Source organism: Microbacterium sp. KUDC0406 (genome assembly GCF_021582875.1).
Classification (GTDB): Bacteria; Actinomycetota; Actinomycetes; order Actinomycetales; family Microbacteriaceae; genus Microbacterium.
On sequence record NZ_CP091138.1, the window covers coordinates 543,161 to 562,263 of the forward strand.

The 19,103-nt window shown below is 69.9% G+C and carries 21 protein-coding genes and 1 pseudogene; 9 read left to right on the top strand and 13 right to left on the bottom strand.

What is annotated here, in order from left to right; all coding sequences use genetic code 11:
• Positions 1-62 precede the first annotated feature (62 nt).
• The 9 genes from L2X99_RS02850 to L2X99_RS02890 form a co-directional block, all read right to left on the bottom strand.
• The gene (locus L2X99_RS02850; protein ID WP_236135609.1) at positions 63-935 is read right to left on the bottom strand and encodes a hypothetical protein; all 873 of its coding nucleotides are present in this window, start codon (positions 933-935) and stop codon (positions 63-65) included.
• Positions 925-1,221, bottom strand: a complete 297-nt coding sequence (locus L2X99_RS02855) for a hypothetical protein (protein WP_236125153.1) — start codon at positions 1,219-1,221, stop codon at positions 925-927. The genes L2X99_RS02850 and L2X99_RS02855 overlap by 11 nt, the downstream gene beginning before the upstream one ends.
• Complete coding sequence (locus L2X99_RS02860) at positions 1,218-1,550, bottom strand: hypothetical protein (protein WP_236125152.1); 333 nt, start codon at positions 1,548-1,550, stop codon at positions 1,218-1,220. The genes L2X99_RS02855 and L2X99_RS02860 overlap by 4 nt, the downstream gene beginning before the upstream one ends.
• A complete protein-coding gene (locus tag L2X99_RS02865) occupies positions 1,547-1,837 on the bottom strand; it encodes a hypothetical protein (protein WP_236125151.1) in 291 nt (96 codons plus the stop codon). Before L2X99_RS02865 ends, L2X99_RS02860 begins: the two co-directional genes overlap by 4 nt.
• 5 nt (positions 1,838-1,842) lie before the next feature.
• Positions 1,843-2,118: a hypothetical protein gene (locus L2X99_RS02870; protein ID WP_236125150.1), complete on the bottom strand. Its 276-nt coding sequence runs from the start codon at positions 2,116-2,118 to the stop codon at positions 1,843-1,845.
• A 118-nt stretch (positions 2,119-2,236) separates the two neighbouring features.
• Positions 2,237-2,491 (bottom strand): hypothetical protein, encoded by a 255-nt coding sequence (locus tag L2X99_RS02875; protein ID WP_236125149.1) that lies wholly within the window; start codon positions 2,489-2,491, stop codon positions 2,237-2,239.
• A gap of 362 nt (positions 2,492-2,853) precedes the next feature.
• Complete coding sequence (locus tag L2X99_RS02880; protein WP_236125148.1) at positions 2,854-3,384, bottom strand: hypothetical protein; 531 nt, start codon at positions 3,382-3,384, stop codon at positions 2,854-2,856.
• Positions 3,381-3,590, bottom strand: coding sequence for a hypothetical protein (locus L2X99_RS02885; protein WP_236125147.1), 210 nt, complete (start codon positions 3,588-3,590; stop codon positions 3,381-3,383). The genes L2X99_RS02880 and L2X99_RS02885 overlap by 4 nt, the downstream gene beginning before the upstream one ends.
• 309 nt (positions 3,591-3,899) lie before the next feature.
• Positions 3,900-5,390 carry a recombinase family protein gene (locus tag L2X99_RS02890; protein WP_236125146.1) on the bottom strand — a complete coding sequence of 497 codons (1,491 nt, stop codon included), beginning with the start codon at positions 5,388-5,390 and terminating at the stop codon, positions 3,900-3,902.
• 127 nt (positions 5,391-5,517) lie between these two features.
• Here L2X99_RS02890 and L2X99_RS02895 point away from each other — a divergent pair, with 127 nt between their 5' ends.
• The 3 genes from L2X99_RS02895 to L2X99_RS02905 are packed head-to-tail and all read left to right on the top strand — an operon-like array spanning position 5,518 to position 6,774.
• The gene (locus L2X99_RS02895; RefSeq protein ID WP_236125145.1) at positions 5,518-5,922 is read left to right on the top strand and encodes a TadE/TadG family type IV pilus assembly protein; all 405 of its coding nucleotides are present in this window, start codon (positions 5,518-5,520) and stop codon (positions 5,920-5,922) included.
• Entirely contained in the window at positions 5,891-6,340 is a 450-nt protein-coding gene (locus tag L2X99_RS02900; RefSeq protein ID WP_236125144.1) for a TadE family protein, read from the top strand. Before L2X99_RS02895 ends, L2X99_RS02900 begins: the two co-directional genes overlap by 32 nt.
• On the top strand, positions 6,337-6,774 hold the full coding sequence (locus L2X99_RS02905) for a pilus assembly protein TadG-related protein (RefSeq protein ID WP_236135610.1): 438 nt from the start codon (positions 6,337-6,339) through the stop codon (positions 6,772-6,774). The genes L2X99_RS02900 and L2X99_RS02905 overlap by 4 nt, the downstream gene beginning before the upstream one ends.
• 12 nt (positions 6,775-6,786) lie before the next feature.
• On the opposite strand, the gene L2X99_RS02910 is transcribed toward L2X99_RS02905, so the two are convergent.
• Both L2X99_RS02910 and L2X99_RS02915 read right to left on the bottom strand, forming a co-directional pair.
• Complete coding sequence (locus tag L2X99_RS02910; protein ID WP_236135897.1) at positions 6,787-8,004, bottom strand: MFS transporter; 1,218 nt, start codon at positions 8,002-8,004, stop codon at positions 6,787-6,789.
• An 84-nt stretch (positions 8,005-8,088) separates the two neighbouring features.
• Entirely contained in the window at positions 8,089-8,892 is an 804-nt protein-coding gene (locus L2X99_RS02915; protein WP_236125142.1) for an endo alpha-1,4 polygalactosaminidase, read from the bottom strand.
• 58 nt (positions 8,893-8,950) lie between these two features.
• On the opposite strand from L2X99_RS02915, the gene prfB reads away from it, so the two are divergent.
• Positions 8,951-10,063, top strand: coding sequence for a peptide chain release factor 2 (prfB, locus tag L2X99_RS02920; protein WP_236125141.1), 1,113 nt, complete (start codon positions 8,951-8,953; stop codon positions 10,061-10,063).
• Positions 10,064-10,127: 64 nt separating this feature from the next.
• Here the strand turns inward: prfB and L2X99_RS02925 are convergent, their stop codons facing one another.
• Positions 10,128-10,991 carry a DUF2510 domain-containing protein gene (locus L2X99_RS02925; protein ID WP_236125140.1) on the bottom strand — a complete coding sequence of 288 codons (864 nt, stop codon included), beginning with the start codon at positions 10,989-10,991 and terminating at the stop codon, positions 10,128-10,130.
• A 187-nt stretch (positions 10,992-11,178) separates the two neighbouring features.
• Here L2X99_RS02925 and ftsE point away from each other — a divergent pair, with 187 nt between their 5' ends.
• The 3 genes from ftsE (at position 11,179) to smpB (ending at position 13,701) form a co-directional block, all read left to right on the top strand.
• Positions 11,179-12,213, top strand: coding sequence for a cell division ATP-binding protein FtsE (ftsE, locus tag L2X99_RS02930; protein WP_236135611.1), 1,035 nt, complete (start codon positions 11,179-11,181; stop codon positions 12,211-12,213).
• A complete protein-coding gene (gene ftsX, locus L2X99_RS02935) occupies positions 12,210-13,124 on the top strand; it encodes a permease-like cell division protein FtsX (protein ID WP_236125139.1) in 915 nt (304 codons plus the stop codon). Before ftsE ends, ftsX begins: the two co-directional genes overlap by 4 nt.
• A 100-nt stretch (positions 13,125-13,224) precedes the next feature.
• The gene (smpB, locus tag L2X99_RS02940; RefSeq protein ID WP_236125138.1) at positions 13,225-13,701 is read left to right on the top strand and encodes an SsrA-binding protein SmpB; all 477 of its coding nucleotides are present in this window, start codon (positions 13,225-13,227) and stop codon (positions 13,699-13,701) included.
• A 9-nt stretch (positions 13,702-13,710) separates the two neighbouring features.
• Here smpB and L2X99_RS02945 read toward each other — a convergent pair whose 3' ends face one another.
• Positions 13,711-15,567, bottom strand: a complete 1,857-nt coding sequence (locus tag L2X99_RS02945) for a prolyl oligopeptidase family serine peptidase (RefSeq protein ID WP_236135612.1) — start codon at positions 15,565-15,567, stop codon at positions 13,711-13,713.
• A gap of 109 nt (positions 15,568-15,676) precedes the next feature.
• Between L2X99_RS02945 and L2X99_RS02950 the strand changes: the two genes are divergently transcribed.
• Positions 15,677-16,621: a methylenetetrahydrofolate reductase gene (locus tag L2X99_RS02950; RefSeq protein WP_236125136.1), complete on the top strand. Its 945-nt coding sequence runs from the start codon at positions 15,677-15,679 to the stop codon at positions 16,619-16,621.
• A 24-nt stretch (positions 16,622-16,645) separates the two neighbouring features.
• Positions 16,646-18,959: pseudogene (gene metE / locus L2X99_RS02955) on the top strand (5-methyltetrahydropteroyltriglutamate--homocysteine S-methyltransferase).
• The last annotated feature ends 144 nt before the right edge of the window (positions 18,960-19,103 follow it).

The following is a 19,103-nucleotide window of genomic DNA, read 5'->3' on the forward strand; positions in this document are numbered from 1 at the left end:
CACATGGTAGCGGCGAGCTCGGACAGTGTCGCGCACCGAGACCCGAGGTGTGTCCGAATCGCCTACAGTGTCACTCCGACGAGCCGCGCGACCTGCTGTCGGAGCGAGTCGCGGTCGCCCGCGTGGTTCCACGCCGTGCCGTCGCTCCGACCGCGAGCCTGCGACCACGGGCGGATGCCGTCGAGGTCGAGCGTGCCGGGGACACGACGGCGGATGGCGCGGTCGGGGTCGATGAAGGCCACGAAGGCGTCGTACCAGCCGCCGCCGTCGCGCTTGGTGATCCAGCACGTCACGCAGAGCCCGTCCCCGGGCCATGCCTCGCTCTTGCGGCGTCCGTGTGCGCTCGTCGTGCCGCACCATGCGCATGGTCCGCCGTCGAGAGCGCGGCTCGGGCGCATGTCAACGCTCACGTCCACGAGGCCGCGCTGGCAGTCGCGGATGACGAACGGATCGACAGCCGACCAGCGTTCGCGTGCTGACTGCTTGGTCGTCGCGTCGGGGAGCCAGGTGGGTGAGAAGCGGCGCGAGTACGCGGCGAGAGCGCCTGGGATGCTGAGACGGTGCACGAGCGCCGACAGCTGTGGGCCGCTCACGCTCGCGTCCGGGATCGGCGCGCCGAGCGCGGACAGCGCGTAGAGCGCGCACTGGACACGCCAGGTCGCGACCGACCCGAGGGAGGCCCGAAGGTGGCGATGCACCGTGGCGATGCTCTGGGCGGTGCTGTCGAGCGCGCGGCAGTCGTCGCACGTCGGGAGGCTCGTGCTCGCGCCGTCCTGCATGGTTTCACTCCGCTCACCGCCAGGGGTCGCGTGGAGGCGGCTGAGCACCGGGTAGTCGGTCAGGTGCTCGGGCGCTGTGGCGATGCCGCAGACGGCGCACGGCAGGAGTCCTTCGGGTGTCGCTCGGAGCCCGATGGGCGAAAGGTCACTGGTCATGGGCATGGGGTTCCTCCTCGACGGCCACGGAGTAGAACGAGGCCGGGTTCTCGTAGCGCCAACGACGTGATCGTGGCGGCTCTGGTGCCGGTGCCGCTGGTGCGGGCTCCGGTCGGATGGTGTGTTCAGCGGCGACGAGCACGGGGGTGGCGCGGGTTTCAGCAGCGCGAATGCGGGCGGCGCGCTGACGCTCGGCCTCGGCGGCTTCGGCTCGTTGTCGCTCTTGGGCGGCGGCGAGGTCGCGACGTATGTTCTCGGTCTGCCAGGACTCGCCCGGATACTTCATGGGACGATTCCGATGTTCATCCGCCTGGTGATGCGGTCGCCGCAGACGCCGTGCGCACCTCGGAAGCAGTAGGCACCCGGCTGGGCATCGTGCACGGTGCAGGCGATTGCCAGCGTCCCAGGCATGACAGCATCACGGGCGATCTGCGATGCCACGAGCGCGACGACGGCGGGGTCAGCGACCGGGTGGTCGTCCCACACGTCGCGGTCGTCGCGGCGGGACTCGCGGGTGCGGAACTCCCGATCCATCACCCTGTCGGCCGTCTCGGGATCGAGGCCACCGTGCTGGGCTGATCGGATGCGATGAGAATCATCAATGCGGTGTGTCATGTCGGGCTCCACTCGAACTCGGGATGCTGGTCGGGGATCGCGGCGAGGAGGTCAGCGCGTCGTGCCTGCTCCATCCGCGTGATGTCGGATCGGTACGGAGCCAGTCGGCGGGTGCGTTCAGCAGCGGCGGCGAGCGGATCGACGGGCGCGGGCTCCGGGTGGTCGCTGAGTGCGTCGAGGCGAGCGCGAGCGCTAGCGGCACGAGCACGGGCCACGGCGGCGGCGTCGGCACGCTTGCGGCGCTCGGTGGACTCGCGCATGCCGCGCAGGATCGCGGCCTTGCTCATGGCGGTCATCGTCGTTCCCCGCTCATGGTGGCGACGAGGCGGTCGAACTCGGCTTCGAAACGCTCGCGGTATTCGACGGTCACGAGGGTGATGTCCTGCTGAGTGTCAAGGCCCATGAGCCTCGCACGGCGAGCGCTGAGCCGGATCAGCGTGTCGATGGCTCGTGCGTTGCCCGATAGCGCCTGAGGCCACAGAGCCGCCTGCATCGCGTCGAGGCGTGCGGACTCGATCTGCCGCAAGCTGTCCACGGCCTCGACGGTGTTCGCGGCCAGCGCCTCCATGACGAGCTGGTGGGCGCGTCCGACGCTCACATCGAGTTGGCGAGCGATGGAGCGGTACGGCGCGCCAGCCTCGCGGAGGCGGACGGCGAGCGCTCGGTTCTCAGCGATGCGGGTGCGGTCACGAGTGCTCATGTTCAGTCCCCTGGTTCAGCAGAATCGGCCTGAACGGTGCCGGAGTCTGCCCGCCGAACGCGTTGCGGCGGTGCTCTTGCGCCATGGCGATGAGCGTGGCCCGCAGGCTCTCTGTGGTCGCGTTCGGGTCGGGCTTGACACCCTCGGGCAGCCCCCGGCGCTTCATCGCCAACAGGATGCCGATGAGGACCTCGCGGCGTGCGCGATCCAGCGGGTCAGTGGGTGGAGTGGGTCGGGGCATGGCTCTCCTCGGGCATGTCGAACAGCGCAGGCAGCTTGAGATGTGGTGCCGCCCGTACCTGACGACGCGGTTTTGAGCGCCTCATGTCCACTCCTCGGGCACGTGGCTGAAGTCGCACGACGGATGGACAGTGAAGCCCTCCGCGATGACTGCGGGGTGCAACGGCAGACGACATACTGCGCACGGACGGGCGCTCGCCGGATCGGCACCGAGCGCGAGATACCAGCACGTGACGCAGATCAGGCACACACCCTCAGGCGTGGTCTCCTCGTCGTGCTCAGCACAGCGGGCGGCAGGAGCTCCGGTCGAGAGGTCTAGCACCCACAGGTACGGCTGACCGGGGACGCGGGTAGGCCAGAGCATCATCGCGGCGCTCCCCAGTTGCTCCGAACCGCGTCAACGACGGCAACACTTGGTGCGAGGACGTCGTTTTTCTCGCTCTCGACTCTTGGCCCTGCCTTAGCTGGTTTGGTTTGGTCTTGTCTTATTTCCGGGGTACGCGCTACTGACGCATCACTAACGCCGTTAGCCGCCTGAGCCTCCGCTTTGAGGTTGGCCTGGAACTTGCGCTGACGTTCTCGGCCCTGCTTGCGGGTTCGCTCCATCTGCGCCTTCGTTGTCTGCGTCTCGGCCCAATCCACGATCTGGAAGCCGGTGGCGGTCGTCGTCCACACCGCGTTCTCGATCAGACCCGCCACGACTTCATCGAGCGCGCAGTCCGCCGGCAGGAGCAGACGTAGCGCTTTCGTTGGGATGAGCCCGTCCGTCTCGTGCTCGATGCCGAACATGAGAGCTCGGGCGTGAGTGGCGAACTCGCACGCGGAAAGGTCTGCCATCGTGGGGTCGGTGAGCCAGCGAGTCGGCAAGCTCGCGTTCCACCCGCGCTTGCTCATGCCACGCGCCTCAGCATGGCGGCGAGGCGTTCGCACTGCTCGTCTGTGAGCGGGGGAGCCTCAGCCAGCGCGCGCTCGATGGCCGCAGCGATGTTCGCGGCGGCGAGGTCGGCGCGACGCTCGGCGATAACTCCGGGCGGGCTCTTGCGCTGGTAGGCGTGGCCCAGATCGGAGCGGGCCTTGCGTGGTGTCGGGAACGAGTCCAACTGGTAGATCCTTCAACGAAAGCGCTGGTGCCCGAGCGCGAGCCGGGACTGCCTTTCGTTGGGGGTGTTCAGTTGGTATTCACTTGTTGGGACGTGTGCCTGACGGCTCAAGCGTAAGCATGCGAGCCACCAGCACGCAAGGGGAGATTTCACTCATGACCTGGGGTTGTTGTACATCTCACGTGTACAAGCGAGGCGAATCTGCGCGCTCATCGGCTCATTCACCGGCACGATTGGCGCGAGCGGCCCCACGTGCCGCGCTGGGCCGCGATCAGCAGCAGTTCCGTGTCGTCGGGTCGATTCGCGGGGTCAGCGCCTCAGCGGGGCGCACAGCGACTTACGTCCAGGCGAGCACGATGCGCCGGAGATCGGGCAGGCGCTCGCCGTCTGGGCCGAGCGCACGGCGTCCGGGACGGCCCTTGGTGATCGTGATGACGAGCCCCAGTTCTTCGATGACGCGCCGTTGCCCGAGCACGCCCAACCGCTTCCACTTCGTCGGCACCGCACGGGCCAGCGCGATGTCGGTGAGGGGGACTTGCGGCGCATCGTGGTCAAGCGCTTCTGCGCGGCATCGATCTTCGCCTGGAGCCCTTGTGCGCGCTCGCGGGCGGCGCTCTTGTTCAACAGGCCGTCAGCGACGAGGCCGACGAGGGTGGCCTCGCGGTCGCGGAGTTCTTTGAGCTCAGCCTGGACGGGTGCGATGTCGGGGGTCTGGCGTAGGGCTGAGACGATGCGCCGATCCTGGAGCCGCCCGAGCACTACGCCCTCGATGTACGGCTCCACGTCGCGCGCGAGGATCGAGACGCACCAGTTGGTCGTGCACTGGTACGACTGCTGGGTGCGCCGCGAGCCGTCCGGGTTCTTCCGGTACTCGGGCCGTGCGAGCATGCGGCCACCGCACACGCCGCAGACGAGCATGCCGCTCAGGAGGTGCTTCGTGGCCGTTGACCACGAGCCCGGGCGCGTGCGGCCCTCGCGCGTCGCGATGTAGTCGTCCCAGGTGCGAGCGTCGATCAGAGGCTCCCACGTCGGCTCAGCCTCGACGCGCTCGCCCAGGTAGGTGACGTGACCGGCGTAGTGCGAGTTGCGGAGCAACTGCTGAACGCGGCGCATCGACCAGACGGTGCGCTCGCCCTCGGGTGCGTTCGTGTCGTGCGTCGGGATGCCGCGCGCGTTCCAATCGTTGGCGATGGCGTACTGGCTCTCGCCGTCGATGTAGCGCCGGTAGCCCTCGCGCACGATGTCGGCCTCGTCGGGGACGACGACGATGGAGCCGTTCACGCGGTCATAACCGAACGGGCGGCGGGAGAACTGCCAGTGGCCCTTGTGCGCGCGTTGCTCGTTCGCCTCCCACTGCCGGATCGCCTTCTGCTCGCCTTCGTACTGGCTCCACGCGGCGACTGTGCGAGCGACAGCGCGACCGGCTGGCGTCGCGAGGTCGAGCCCGCCCTTGTACGACTCCACGAAGTGCACGTCGATGCCGAGGTCGATGACCTTCTCCAGGTCGCTCGTGAGGCGTAGGAGGCGGTCTTGATGCCACGCGATGATGACCTCGGGCCTCGACGCGATCATGGCCTCGAACTCGGGCCGCGTCTTGCCGCTCGTGGCGCTGATGTCGTTGTCCACGTAGACGTGCGTCACCTCCAGCCCGAGGCGCGCGGCGAGCGCGCGGCACTTCGGCTCCTGGCGCTCCACGCCCAGCATCTCGCCCGTGCGGTCTTGCGAGATGCGGCAGTAGATCACCGCCGTCTCGGGGCCGAGAGTGTCCAGTGCGCTGAGCCGTCTACGTCGTGTCGCCATGCTCGCATAATACGCTCATGGCGTTATGAGCGGGTTGGTCGTCCTGATCTGGGCCGTCGCCGGCCCGGCGCTCACGAACCTCTTCGAGCAGGCGATGTCCAGCGTCTCGGGCATCGGCTGAGCACACGTGCGGACGCAGGAGCGGTCGCCGGCGGACGAGCGCGGGTCGAGTCCCGTCGAGTTCGTGCTCGTCGGTGCGCTGCTGACCGCGCTGACGCTCGCCGTCCTGCAGCTGGGTTTCGCCGTGTACGTGCGCAACGTCGTGCATGACGCGGCCGTCGAGGGCGCGCACTACGCCGCACTCGCCGACACCTCGCTTCGCGCGGGAGCGGCGCGCACGGAACAGGTGATCGCGCGGGCGGTCGGCACCGGCTTCGCGGAGGACGTCGCGGTCGGCGAGAGCGGACGCCTCGGGCATCCGACCGTCGTCGTGCGCGTGCGCGCCACCCTGCCGGTGATCGGCCTGATCGGCATCCCGTACGCGATGGAGGTGGAAGCGCATGCGCCGGTGGAGACCCTGGGCGACGGATGATGAGGGATCGGCAGCCCTCGAGTTCATCACCGCGGGCATCCTGCTGCTCGTCCCGCTGGTGTACCTGGTGATCGCCCTGGGCTCCGTGCAGGAGCAGACGCTCGGCGCGGAGGCGGCAGCCAGGCACACAGCACGCGCCATCGGCCAGGCACCCGACTCCTCGGCGGCCACGGCGCGCGCCGATGCGGTGCTGGCCAGCGTACGGGAGGAGTACGGCATGGACGACGTCGACGTCGCGCTGAACTGCGTGCCGGCGGGCGGCCCCTGTCCCCGCGCCGGGGCGACCGTCGTCGTGACGGTGTCGACGCGTCTGACCCTGCCGTTCATGCCGCCGATCGCCGGGCTCGACGAGATCACGGCGATTCCCATCGAGGCGTCGGCCGCTCAGAAGACCTCCCGGCTGTGGGGTGCGCAGTGAGCCGCACGGCCTGCATCCGCCGCGCCCTCGCCGAAGACGAGGACGGCAGCATCCTCCCGCTCATCCTGGGCTACACGCTGCTCGCGATCGCCGTGCTCTTCGTCTGCGTCTGCGCGACCGACTTGTACATCGCGCAGAAGCGACTCGACGCTCTCGCCGACGCCGCCGCGCTCGCCGGTGCCGACGGCTTCAGCCTGACCGCCGAGGGCGATGGTGTGCGTGCGGAACTGACGGACGATCTCATCCGCGAGCAGGCCGCGGCGATCGTCGCGGCGACGGCGCCGGATGCCGCACTCGTGTCGGCCTCCAGCCCGGACGGGGTCTCGGCTCGCGTCACGGTGGCTGCGGCGTGGCATCCGCCACTGTTCTCGCCTTTCGTCCCCGACGGTGTCCCCCTGGAGGCGACGGCGACGAGCCGCACGGCTCTGCAGTGACCGCCGGCGTGACTAATCCGTCGGTCGCGGCACGAACCGCGGGATCCACCGGATGAAGCCGGCAGCGCCGAGCAGGCCGACCACCCCCATCGCGGCCGCCGCGAGCGGCAGCGCGAACAGCGCAGTGATCGCCGACACCAGCAGCGGGGCGATCGCACCGCCGGCATCCGTCAGCGTGCGCCACGAGCCGAGATACGCCGCTGGGTCGCGCTGCGGAGCGGTGTCAGCGCCGAGCGTCAGCAGGATGCCGCTGGAGAGGCCGTTGCCCACGCCGAGCACCGCCGCCAGCATGCCGAACCACAGCGTCGCGGAGTCCAGGTCGTGGGTCAGCGAGAGCACGAGGAACCCGCAGCCCATCAGGATCATCGCGGGCATCGCCGCCCACAGTCGGCCGAACCGGTCCATCACCTGCCCGCTGGCGTAGAACAGCGCGAAGTCGATCGCTCCCGAGACGCCGACCACCAGCGCGATCGTCTGCGCGTCCAGGCCGAGCGACACACCCCACAGCGGCAGCACCACCTGACGTGTGGATCGGACGGCCGACAGGGCGGCCGCGGCGAGCCCGAGACGACCCAGCACGCCGCGGTTCTCCCACATCGTGCGGAAGACGCCGCCGGCCGCCGTGGGAATCGAGCCGGTCACGGCCTCGCCGGTGTCCTCGAGCATCCGCGAATCCGCCACCGGAAGCGGGGCGAACTCCTTCTCCGGATCCGGGCCGAACGTGACCAGCACGACCATCGCGATGAGGCAGACGAGGAAGAACCAGATCGCGGCGTACTCGGTGCGGAACACTCCCAGCAGGCCAGCGGCGACGAAAGGACCGATGAAGACGCCGAGCCGGTAACTGCCGCCCAGCAGGGACAGCGCCCTCGCCCGGAACTCCAGTGGCACCCGCGTCGTCATGAACGCGTGCCTGGCCAGCCCGAACGCCGCAGCGCAGAAGCCCAGCAGGAACACGGATGCCGTGAATCCCCACAGCACGGGCGACAGCAGCATCCCCGCGGCGGCGCCCATCGACACGATGCCGGCGATCACCATGGTCCACCGCTCGCCGAGCTTCGCGACGGCCCAGCCGGCCGGAAGATTGCCGCAGAGCTGACCGACGACCAGCGCGGAGGCGACCAGAGCTGCGAACGCGACGTCGGCGCCCAGCCGGGAGGCGATGACCGGGATGAGGGGGATCACGGCGCCCTCGCCCAGCGAGAACAGCAGCGTCGGCGCGTACACCATCGGTCCGAACTGCCTCAGGACCGTGGATGCGCTGCTCACCTGATCCACGCTACTGCCGTCGCGAGCCCCCGATCACACGAACTCTCAGCAGCGCTCGAGCAGGTAGCCCTTCTCGCCGGGGGCGACGAGCAGGCGATCGCGCAGCACCGTGCGCTCGGGGAGGATGCCCGCGGCGCAGGTGCCGGGGAAGTCGCCCTGTGTGTCCGGATACTCGATGTCGATCACGTTCTCGCCGTAGACGTCGGCGTAGGCGGAGCACTCCTCGAAGGCCGCGCACTCCTCGGCGATCGCGAAGTCGAATCCGGCCTCCTCGCGCATCCGAGACGAGTGCTCGGCGGCGTTCTTCTGCCCGGCCAGCAGTCCCGCATCGTGCGCCACGCCGACCAGTGTCGTCGCCGTCTGCACCGCCGCGTCGGCGTCGAACGCCCCGCCCGAACGGGTGAAGCTGTCGAGGTTGTCCAGCTCCACGGCGTCGAATCCGCGCTCGCCGCAGCCCCGGATCCAGCCGCCGACGTGTTCGACGACGAGGTGCCGTGCACCGGCGTCGCCGAGGTCGAGGAGGACTTCGTCCGGCCAGTCCGGATCACGCACGGTCTCTCCATCGGACCGCAGCAGAGTATCGGCCGGCCAGTCCCCGAGCTCGCCGGGCTGGGTCTGGAAGGCGTTGATGTAGCAGATCGAGAACGTGTCGGGTTCCGGAGGGGCAAGTCGGTCTCTGGCGACGATCGCCGTGCCCGACGGCGCGTCGTACGGTGTGCCGAGCTGGTAGTCGACGCCGCCAGCAGGCAGAAGATCCGTCGGTGCGGCCGACGTGCACCCGGCCAGGGCGACCGCCACGGCCAGCAGCGCCGCGCAGCTGAGCCGGGCACGGACCGTAGGGGAGCACACGGTTCAGACTAACCGCGCAGATCGGCGGAGCACCGCGCGGCGGTAGGCTGGTGGGACCATGCTCGAACTCGATCTCTCCGCCGACATCCAGGCCCTGCGACTCACCTTCGGCGACATCCGTGAGGTCGTCGACGTCTCCCGACTGCGCGACGAGATCGCGCGACTCAGCGACGAGGCCGGCGCCCCCGACCTCTGGGACGACACCGAGCGCGCCCAGAAGGTCACCAGCGCGCTCAGCCACCGGCAGTCCGAACTCGCGCGCATCGAGGGCATCGCCCAGCGGCTCGACGACCTCGAGGTGCTCGTCGACCTCGCCAACGAGATGGGCGACGAGGACTCCGCACAGGAGGCCCGTGCCGAGCTCGCGGTGCTGACCGACACGATCAACCAGCTCGAGGTGCAGACGCTGCTCGACGGCGAGTACGACGAGCGCGCCGCGATCGTGACGATCCGCTCCGGCGCCGGCGGCGACGACGCCACCGACTTCGCCGAGATGCTCATGCGCATGTACCTGCGCTGGGCCGAGAGGCACAAGTACCCCGTCAAGGTGATGGACACCTCCTACGCCGAGGGCGCCGGCATCAAGTCCGCGACCTTCGAGATCGACGCGCCCTACGCCTTCGGCACCGTCTCGGTCGAGGCCGGCACGCACCGCCTGGCGCGGATCAGCCCGTTCGGCTCCGCCGACAAGCGCCAGACCTCCTTCGCCGCGGTCGAGGTCATCCCGCTCATGGAGGAGGCCACCGAGGTGGACATCCCCGAGGGCGACATCCGCGTCGACGTGTTCCGCTCGTCCGGTCCCGGCGGCCAGTCCGTCAACACCACCGACTCGGCGGTGCGCATCACGCACATCCCGACCGGCATCGTCGTCTCGATGCAGAACGAGAAGTCGCAGATCCAGAACCGCGCCGCCGCCATGCGCGTGCTGCAGACCCGCCTCCTGCTGCTGCAGAAGGAGGAGGAGGCCGCGAAGAAGAAGGAGCTCGCGGGCAACATCACGGCCAGCTGGGGCGACCAGATGCGCTCCTACTTCCTCTACGGACAGCAGCTGGTCAAGGACCTGCGCACCGGCTACGAGTCCGGCAACCCGGCGAACGTCTTCGACGGCGACCTCGACGGCTTCATCTCGGCCGGCATCCGGTGGCGCAAGCGTCGCGACGACGACGACTGAGTCTTCAGCCGACACGACGAAGGGCCCGGTGCGAACCGGGCCCTTCGTCGTGTCGGTGCGAGACTCAGCGCAGAGCGCAGGTCGGCGCCGCGTCCATCAGCTCCTGGCCGAAGGCGGACAGGGCCTCTGCATCGCTGAGGGCCGGCTCGCCCGAGGCGATCACCTGCAGCACATCGTCTGGGATGTCCGACGCGACGAACTCCTCGCCGAAGCACTGCAGCTGGGAGTCGGTGAAGCTTTCGGAGCTGGCGGTCGCCTCGGCGATCGTCCGGATGCCCGTCGCGACCTCGTCGGCGCTGGGGCGCTCACCCGAAGTCGACGAGTCGGTGCTCTCATCCTGGGTGTCGGAGGAGCTGCTCGACGAGCCCTCGTAGGTGCGGGCGTTGTTCGCGAGATAGACGATGCCGACGATGATCAGGATCGAGACGATGAGTCCGATCACGGCGGCCACCAGCCCCACGATGCCCGGCCACTTGGCGCCCTTCAGGAACAGCGCGATGATCGAGAGGACGAGGCCCACGAACGGCAGGAATGCGCCGACGAACGGGATCCAGCACAGCAGCAGACCCAGCAGAGCGACACCGAAGGCGATCCAGGAGAGCACCGACACCTTCTTCTTCGGGGCGCCGTCACCGGGGACGCCGCCGACCGGGTAGGCGCTCGGCGTGTAGGCGCCGGGATACGCCGCTCCTGGTGCCTGGCCTGCAACCGGGTACCCGTCTGCGGTGACGCCCGGTCCCGGCTGCCCGGCGGCCTCGGGCACGCCGGCCGCCGCGAGCTCCGCCGACAGCGTCTGCTCCGGCGAGGCCGCCGATGTCGGCGCCCCGCCTTCGAACTGCTCCGGTGCGAACTGGTCGGTCCACTGGGCACCGTCCCACCAGCGCTGCCGGCCGGAGCCGTCGTCGTACCAACCTGCGGGAATGCTCATGATGCTCCTCGTCGCGCCGATGATGCGGCGCCGATCCTCCGTGACGGGCGGAATCGCCCCGTGTACGTGTATATCAGCAGCGGGGACGGCGGACCATGGGGAGCGATGCCCATGCGCACGCAGCGGTCCGTCCGCGGGGAGTGTCGCTCAGGGCCCTGGCCCGCCGCCCGCTTAGGCTCAAGAGGCCATGATCCGATTCGAGAACGTCACCAAACGGTACCGCGGCACCAAGCGTCCCGCCCTGGACGAGGTCGACTTCGAGGTGGAGCGGGGCGAGTTCGTCTTCCTCGTGGGCGCCTCGGGGTCGGGCAAGTCCACCTGCCTCCGCCTCATCCTGCGCGAGGACGTGCCCACCACGGGCCGCGTCGCCGTGCTGGGCCGGGACCTGCGATCGCTCGCCAACCGCAAGGTGCCCTACTTCCGGCGCAACATCGGTTCGGTGTTCCAGGACTTCCGCCTGCTGCCGTCGAAGACCGTCTACCAGAACGTCGCCTTCTCGCTGCAGGTGATCGGCTCCTCGCGCGGATTCATCCAGCAGGCGGTCCCCGAGGCGCTCGCGCTGGTGGGCCTCGCCGGCAAGGAGAAGCGGATGCCGCACGAGCTCTCCGGCGGCGAGCAGCAGCGTGTCGCGATCGCCCGCGCGCTGGTCAACCGGCCGCAGGTCCTGCTCGCGGACGAGCCCACCGGAAACCTCGACCCGGCCACATCCGTCGGCATCATGCAGCTTCTCGCTCGGGTGAACGCGGGCGGCACCACGGTGCTGATGGCCACCCACGAGGCCGGATTCGTCGACCAGATGCAGCGTCGCGTCATCGAGCTGAAGGACGGCGTGATGATCCGTGACGAGACCGGCGGCGGATACGGCGACACCTCGAACATCCCGCGGCTCACGCCCGAGGTGCTGCGCGGTGCGGCCGCGACGGCCGCGCTCACGGCGGTGCAGGAGGTGCAGCGGCAGACCGAGGCGGTCCCCGTGGTCGTGCCGGATGCCTCGGAGGCCCCGCCCGCGCCGCTCCCGGCACCGGAACCGGCGCCGGCTGCCGATGCGGCACCGCCGCAGTCCGCCGCATCGGAGCCCACGGCACCCGCGCTCCCACCCGACGGGCACCAGCCCCGCACGCATCCGATCGTCCTGCCCGAGGTCGACGTCGCCGAGCTCGGCGTCGCCGACCGACTCGGGCTGAGTGACGACGACGACGAGGAAGTGGGACCCACCTCGTGAACTTCGGACTCATCCTCAAGGAGGCCCTCGGCGGTCTCCGCCGCAATCTGTCGATGGTGATCTCGGTCATCCTCGTCACCTTCGTGTCGCTGACGTTCGTCGGCGCCGCGATCCTCATGCAGACGCAGATCAGCACCATGAAGGCGTTCTGGGGCGAGCGTGCCGAGGTCACGGTGTACCTGTGCTCGCCGCTGTCGACCACGGACGGATGCTCCGCCGGCGCCGCCTCCCAGGACCAGATCGACGCCGTCAAGGCGCAGCTGGAGGGAGACGCTCTCAAGCCGCTGATCAGCGAGCTGCGCTTCGAGACGAAGGAAGAGGCGTTCAAGGACTTCGTGGATCAGTTCGGCCAGGAGCAGGCCGACGTCTATGGCGTCGACGCGATGTCCGAGTCGTTCCGGGTGACTCTGAAGGACCCGTCGAAGTCCGACGTGATCACCGAGGCGGTCGGCGGCATGAGCGGTGTCGACGAGGTCAACGATCAGCGGAAGCTGCTCGACCCGCTTTTCTCGGCGCTCACCGTCGCGACGTACATCGCGGTCGGCATCGCCGTGCTGATGCTCATCGCCGCGGTGCTGCTGATCGCCACCACGATCCGGTTGTCCGCCTACGCGCGGCGCAAGGAGATCGGGATCATGCGTCTGGTCGGCGCCTCCAACCGGGCCATTCAGACGCCGTTCGTGCTCGAGGGCGTGTTCTCGGCGTTCATCGGCTCGGTGCTCGCCGGCATCGCCGTGCTCGCGGGGGTGAAGTTCGGTGTCGAGGGATATCTCGCGGAGCGGGTGCCGTTCATGCGACCCCTGGTGGACATGCAGGACGCGATCTTCGTCGTCCCCGTGCTCATCGGCATCGGCGTGCTGCTGGCGGCGCTGTCGGCCGGGTTCGCGATCCGGCGCTGGCTGCGCACCTGACCGTTCGGGTCCCTGAGCTCGTTTGGGTCCCTGAGCCCGTTTGGGTCCCTGAGCCCGTCGAAGGGTAGGCTGAAGGGCTGTCTGTCGTCAGGAGAAGAACATGCCCAGGGAACGCGGTGAGAAGGTCATCGCGACCAACCGTCGCGCACGCCACGACTACAACCTCGAGAAGTCGTATGAGGCGGGCCTCGTGCTCACCGGCACAGAGGTGAAGTCGCTGCGCCAGGGGCGCGCGAACCTCACCGACGGCTACGCGTTCATCAAGGGCGGTGAGGCGTACCTCGATGCCGTGCACATCCCCGAGTACTCGCAGGGGCACTGGACGAACCACTCGGCCAAGCGCATCCGGAAGCTGCTGCTGCATCGCGAGGAGATCGCCAAGCTCGAGCATGCCGTGTCCGCCGGCGGGTACACGCTCATCCCGCTGCGGCTGTACTTCTCGGACGGGCGTGCCAAGGTCGAGATCGCTCTGGCGAAGGGCAAGCGCGAGTTCGACAAGCGGCAGACCCTGCGCGAGCGGCAGGACAACCGCGAGGCCGAGCGGGCGATGCGCATGCGCAACCGGATGGGCGAGTAGCGGCCCTTCTCAGTTCGGGGTGAATCCGAACGTCCGGCCCAGGAAGGCCAGCTCTGCCTCGAATGCGGCGATGATGTTCTCGGCACGCCGGAAGCCGTGCCCCTCACCGGGGAACAGCACGTACTCGTGCGGGATGCCGCGTGCGGCGAGGGCATCGCGGATCGCCTCGGACTGGTTCGGCGGCACGACCTTGTCGTCCGCGCCCTGCAGCAGCAGCACGGGAACGTAGATCCGGTCGGGATGCGTGAGCGGCGACCGCTCGATGTACGTCTGCTCCGCCTCTGGAAGCGGGCCCACCAGCCCGGTGAGGTAGTTCTTCTCGAAGTCGTGGGTGTCCGATGCCAGCATCCGCAGGTCCGCGACGCCGTACCTGCTGATCCCGGCGCCGAAGGCGCCCCCGCGCACGAGCGCGCAGAGCACGGTCCAGCCGCCCGCCGAGCCGCCGCGGATGGCGATGCGGTCGGGGTCCGAGGCGCCGGAGGCCGCGAGGCCGCGTGCGGCCGCGATCACGTCGTCCACGTCGGCCACGCCCCACTGGCCGTTCAGGCGTTCGCGGTAGGCGCGGCCGTAGCCCGTGGATCCGCCGTAGTTCACGTCGAGCACGCCGATGCCGCGGCTGGTCCAGTACGTGTAGGCGGTGGATGCCGCTCCGCCGACGTGCGCGGTCGGGCCGCCGTGCACCATGACGATGTACGGCGGCAGCTCGCCGTCCGGGGCTGCGGCTGAGGGGTTCGTCGGCGGGTAGTCGAACGCGTGCACGGGCCCGTGCGGTCCGTCGAAGGTCACCGGTCGTGGCACCGCCACCCAGTTCCGATCGATCGGGACGCCGCCCCGCACCGCGAACGCCTGACCGGTCAGGGTGTCCAGCACCCACAGACCGCGATCGACCGTCGCTCCGGCCCCTGAGACCAGGATGCGTCCACCCGCGGCGTCGTCGATGCTCGCTTCGCTCGTGACGGGGAGGGACAGGTGCGTGCTCGTGCCGTCCGGCTCGATCAGGACGAGCTCGTCCGCGCCGTTCGTGCGCACGGCCGCGATCCGACCGTCGTCCAGAGGCCGGTACCAGCGGTTGCCGAGCACCCACAGCCCGCCGCCGGTGTCGGCGTCGGACGGGAAGGCCCGACGGGAGACGACGTGCAGTCCGTCCAGCTCGACGCGCTCCAGGTTCCAGCGCCCGGACGGGTCGTCCAGGAACAGCAGCTCGTGATCAGACACCCATTCCGGCTGCAGGGCGGTGCTCGTGCCGATCGTGGCGAGGTCGTCGGTGCCGACGGCCGCGACGTGCAGGAGACACTGCTCCCACGGCATCCGGACCGTGTTCCACTGCACCCACGCGATGCGGGTGCCGTCGGGGGAGAGGGCCGGATGCGCGACGAAGCCGCTGGTCGAGACGAACACGCGCACGGCCGACTCGTCGTCGGCTGCTGAGCCGTCGGCGGGGATCTCCACGATCGCGCGGCGGTGCTGCTCGGACCGCAGGTCCTCGCGCACCGCGAGCAGACGCCCCTGCTGCACCGACAGGCCGCCGTACTGGGGCCCCGGCGCCGTGAGCGGCTCGGGCTCACCGCCCCGCAGCGTCCGGTACACGCGCTGATCGCCGCCGTCGACGAAGAACAGGATCCCCGCCGCATCCGCCGTCCACGCGCCGCCGCCGTACTCGTGCACGCGGGAGCGGGCGTTCCACGGAGCGGGCAGGATCTCGGCGCCGGTCGAGCTGCGCACGGTGATGCGGCCCCCTTCCGCGGGGACGGACTCACCCCACCAGATCTCGTCGCCGACGAATCGGGCGCCGTCGATCCGGGGTGTCGCGGCGGCCATGCTCGCGGCGTCGAAGGGGGAGGGCCAGGTGCCGTACGGGGATGCCATGTCTCGAGCGTAGGGCGTGCGACATACGGCGTCACACAACATGCGACCCGCGCACGGGCTGTTCTACGGTGCTGAGAACACACCCCCGACGACTGCAGAGGAGAGCCCTGTGCCCCGTGTGCCGTTCTCCTTCGAGCTGTATCCGCCGCGCACGTCGACGGGCGCCGATGCGCTGCACGAGACGATCCAGCGACTCGCCGCGGCGGGCCCCGATTTCGTGTCGGTCACCTACGGTGCCGGCGGGTCGACCGGGGGCCGGTCGCTCGAGGTGCTGCGCTACATCCGCGAGAACACCGATGTCGAGCCGCTCGCGCACCTCACCTGTGTGGGGAACACCTACGCCGGCGCGACACGTCTCATCCGGGAGTTCCTGGATGCCGGCATCCTCAGCTTCCTGGCGCTCCGCGGCGATCCGCCCGCGGGGCACACCGAGGGCGAGCCGTTCCTGGGCGATCTGGAGACCTCGGCGCAGCTCGTGCAGCTGATCGATCGGGTGCAGGCGGAGCGCGCGCCGTACGAGGAGTCGCCGGTCCCCGGCTTCCCCGGCACCGCCAGAGTCGCCCCGCGGCGGAAGGCGAGCATCGCCGTGGCGGCGTTCCCGAACGGGCATCCGCGCTCGGCCTACAGCACACAGCATGTCGAGGCCCTGCTGGCCAAGCAGGCCGCGGGTGCCACGTTCGCGATCACCCAGCTGTTCTTCCACCCCGACGACTACCTCGTCTTCGTCGAGCGGGCCCGCCGCGCAGGCGTGACCATCCCGATCCTGCCCGGCATCATGCCGATCACCTCGCCCACGCGCCTGGCACGGGTGCTCGAGCTCACCGGTGAGGAGCTCCCCGGTGAGCTCGTCATCGCGCTCGAGGTCGAGCCGACCGCCGAGGGACGCCGGCAGATCGGCATCGAGTGGGCCGCGCGCCTGGCCGCCGAGGTCGTGGCCGGCGGAGCGCCCGGCGTGCACCTGTATGCGTTCAACCAGCACGACACCGTGCTCGACGTCCTGGCCGCGGCGGACATCCTGCCGCAGTTCCAGACGTCGTCCACCCCGACACAGTAAGACCCCAGACAAGTGAGGAACCCCATGACCGCTTTCCCCGCAGGCACCGTCCTCGGCTACCCCCGGATCGGTCGCCGACGCGAGCTGAAGAAGGCCGTGGAGGCGTTCTGGGCCGGTCGCATCTCTGAGCAGGAGCTCGAGCAGACCGCCGCAGAGCTGCGCGCGGCCAACCGTTCGCGCCTGGCCGATCTCGGTCTCGGCCGCGACGACTCGTCCATCCCGGAGTCGTTCTCCTTCTACGACCAGGTGCTCGACGCCACCGTCACCGTCGGTGCGATCCCCGCACGCTTCGAGGAACTGCGCTCTGCCGACGGCACGATCGGACTGCCTGCGTACTTCACGGTCGCCCGCGGCGAGGGGGATCGCGGTCCCGCCGAGATGACGAAGTGGTTCGACTCGAACTATCACTACCTCGTGCCGGAGATCGGCCCCGAGACGACGTTCTCGCTGTCCAGCGACCGCCTCGTCCGCGAGGTCGCCGAGGCGGCGGATGCCGGGTTCCGCACCCGCCCCGTGATCGTCGGCCCGGTCACGCTGCTGGCGCTGGCCAAGGCGTCGGACGATGCACCCGAGGGGTACGACCCGCTCTCGCGCCTCGACGAACTCGTGCCGGTCTATGCCGAGCTGCTGGCGAAGCTGAAGGCGGCCGGCGCCGAGTGGGTGCAGCTGGACGAGCCCGCTCTGGTCAGCGAGTCGCTCCCCGCCTCCACCGCCGGAGCTCGGCGAGGCAGCCGGCCGCGCGTACGCGGTGCTCGGTGAGAGCGCGGATCGCCCGCAGATCTTCGTCGCCGCGCCGTACGCGTCGCTCGACGGCAACCTCGCGGTGCTCGCCGCCGCACCGATCGAGGCCATCGGCGTCGACCTCGTCCGCGGCACCGTGCCGCAGGCCGTGCGCGGCCTGTCCGAGAAGACCCTCGTCGGCGGCGTGATCGACGGCCACAACATCTGGCGCGGCGATCTCGCCGGCGCGTTCTCCACGCTCGAGCAGCTGCGCGACCTGGGCGCCGCCGCCGTGGCGGCATCCACCTCCACCTCGCTGCTGCACGTGCCGCACGACGTCGAGGACGAGTCGAAGCTCGACGAGCGTCTGGTCTCGTGGCTGGCCTTCGCCGACCAGAAGGTCGGCCAGGTCGTCACCCTGGCCCGCGGTCTCGTCGCGGGTGGCGACGCGATCGCCGCCGAGCTGGATGCCGCGACCGCAGCTCTCGCGGACCGCCGCAGCGCCCCCGGTGTGCGCGACGGCGCCGTGCGCTCCCGCGCCCTCGGCGAGGGGGACTTCTCCCGTGCCGACTTCGCGGACCGCGAGGCCGCGCAGGAGGCGCTGGAGCTCCCGGCGCTGCCGCTGACCACGATCGGCTCGTTCCCGCAGACCGGCGACATCCGCCGCGCTCGCGCGCAGCACACTCGCGGCGAGCTGTCGGCCGAGGCGTACGAGACCTTCCTGAAGGCCGAGATCGACCGCGTCGTCGAGCTGCAGGAGGAGCTGGGCCTGGACGTGCTGGTGCACGGCGAGCCCGAGCGCAACGACATGGTGCAGTACTTCGCCGAGAACCTGGACGGCTTCGCCGTCACCGAGAACGGCTGGGTGCAGTCCTACGGCTCGCGTGCCACGCGTCCGTCGATCCTGTGGGGCGACGTCTCGCGTCCGGCGCCGATCACCGTGGACTGGGCGACGTACGCGCAGTCGCTGTCGACGAAGCCGGTCAAGGGCATGCTCACCGGTCCCGTCACGATCCTGGCGTGGTCGTTCGTCCGCGATGACCAGCCGCTCGGCGAGACCGCGAACCAGGTCGCCCTGGCGCTGCGCGACGAGATCACCGACCTCGAGGCCGCGGGCATCGCGATCATCCAGGTCGACGAGCCGGCGCTGCGCGAGCTGCTCCCGCTGAAGACGGCTGATCAGCCGGCCTACCTGGACTGGTCTGTGCGCTCGTTCCGGCTGTCCACGGGCGGCGCCGAGGTGGGCACGCAGATCCACACCCATCTCTGCTACTCGGAGTTCGGTGTGGTCATCGACGCGATCCGAGCGCTCGACGCCGACGTCACTTCGATCGAGGCGGCCCGCAGCCGCATGGAGGTCGTCACCGACATCGCCGGCTCCGGCTTCGACCACGGCATCGGCCCCGGTGTCTACGACATCCACTCGCCGCGCGTGCCGTCGGTCGACGAGGTCGAGGGCCTTCTGCGCCGTGCCGCCGACGAGATCCCGGTGCGCCGCCTGTGGGTCAACCCGGACTGCGGCCTGAAGACCCGTGGCTACGACGAGACCGTCGCCTCGCTGCGCAACATCGTCGAGGCGACCCGCCGGGTCCGCGAGGACGTGTCGGCCACCGTGTGACCTTCACCCTGGTTCGGGGCGAATTCTCCCGTTCGGGGCGGCACAGCTCCGCCCCGGATGCGGGAATCCGCCCCGAACCCGGTCGGCGACGAGCCGCAAAGCAGAAGGCGCGGCGCCCCCGAAGGGGCGCCGCGCCTTCTGCGC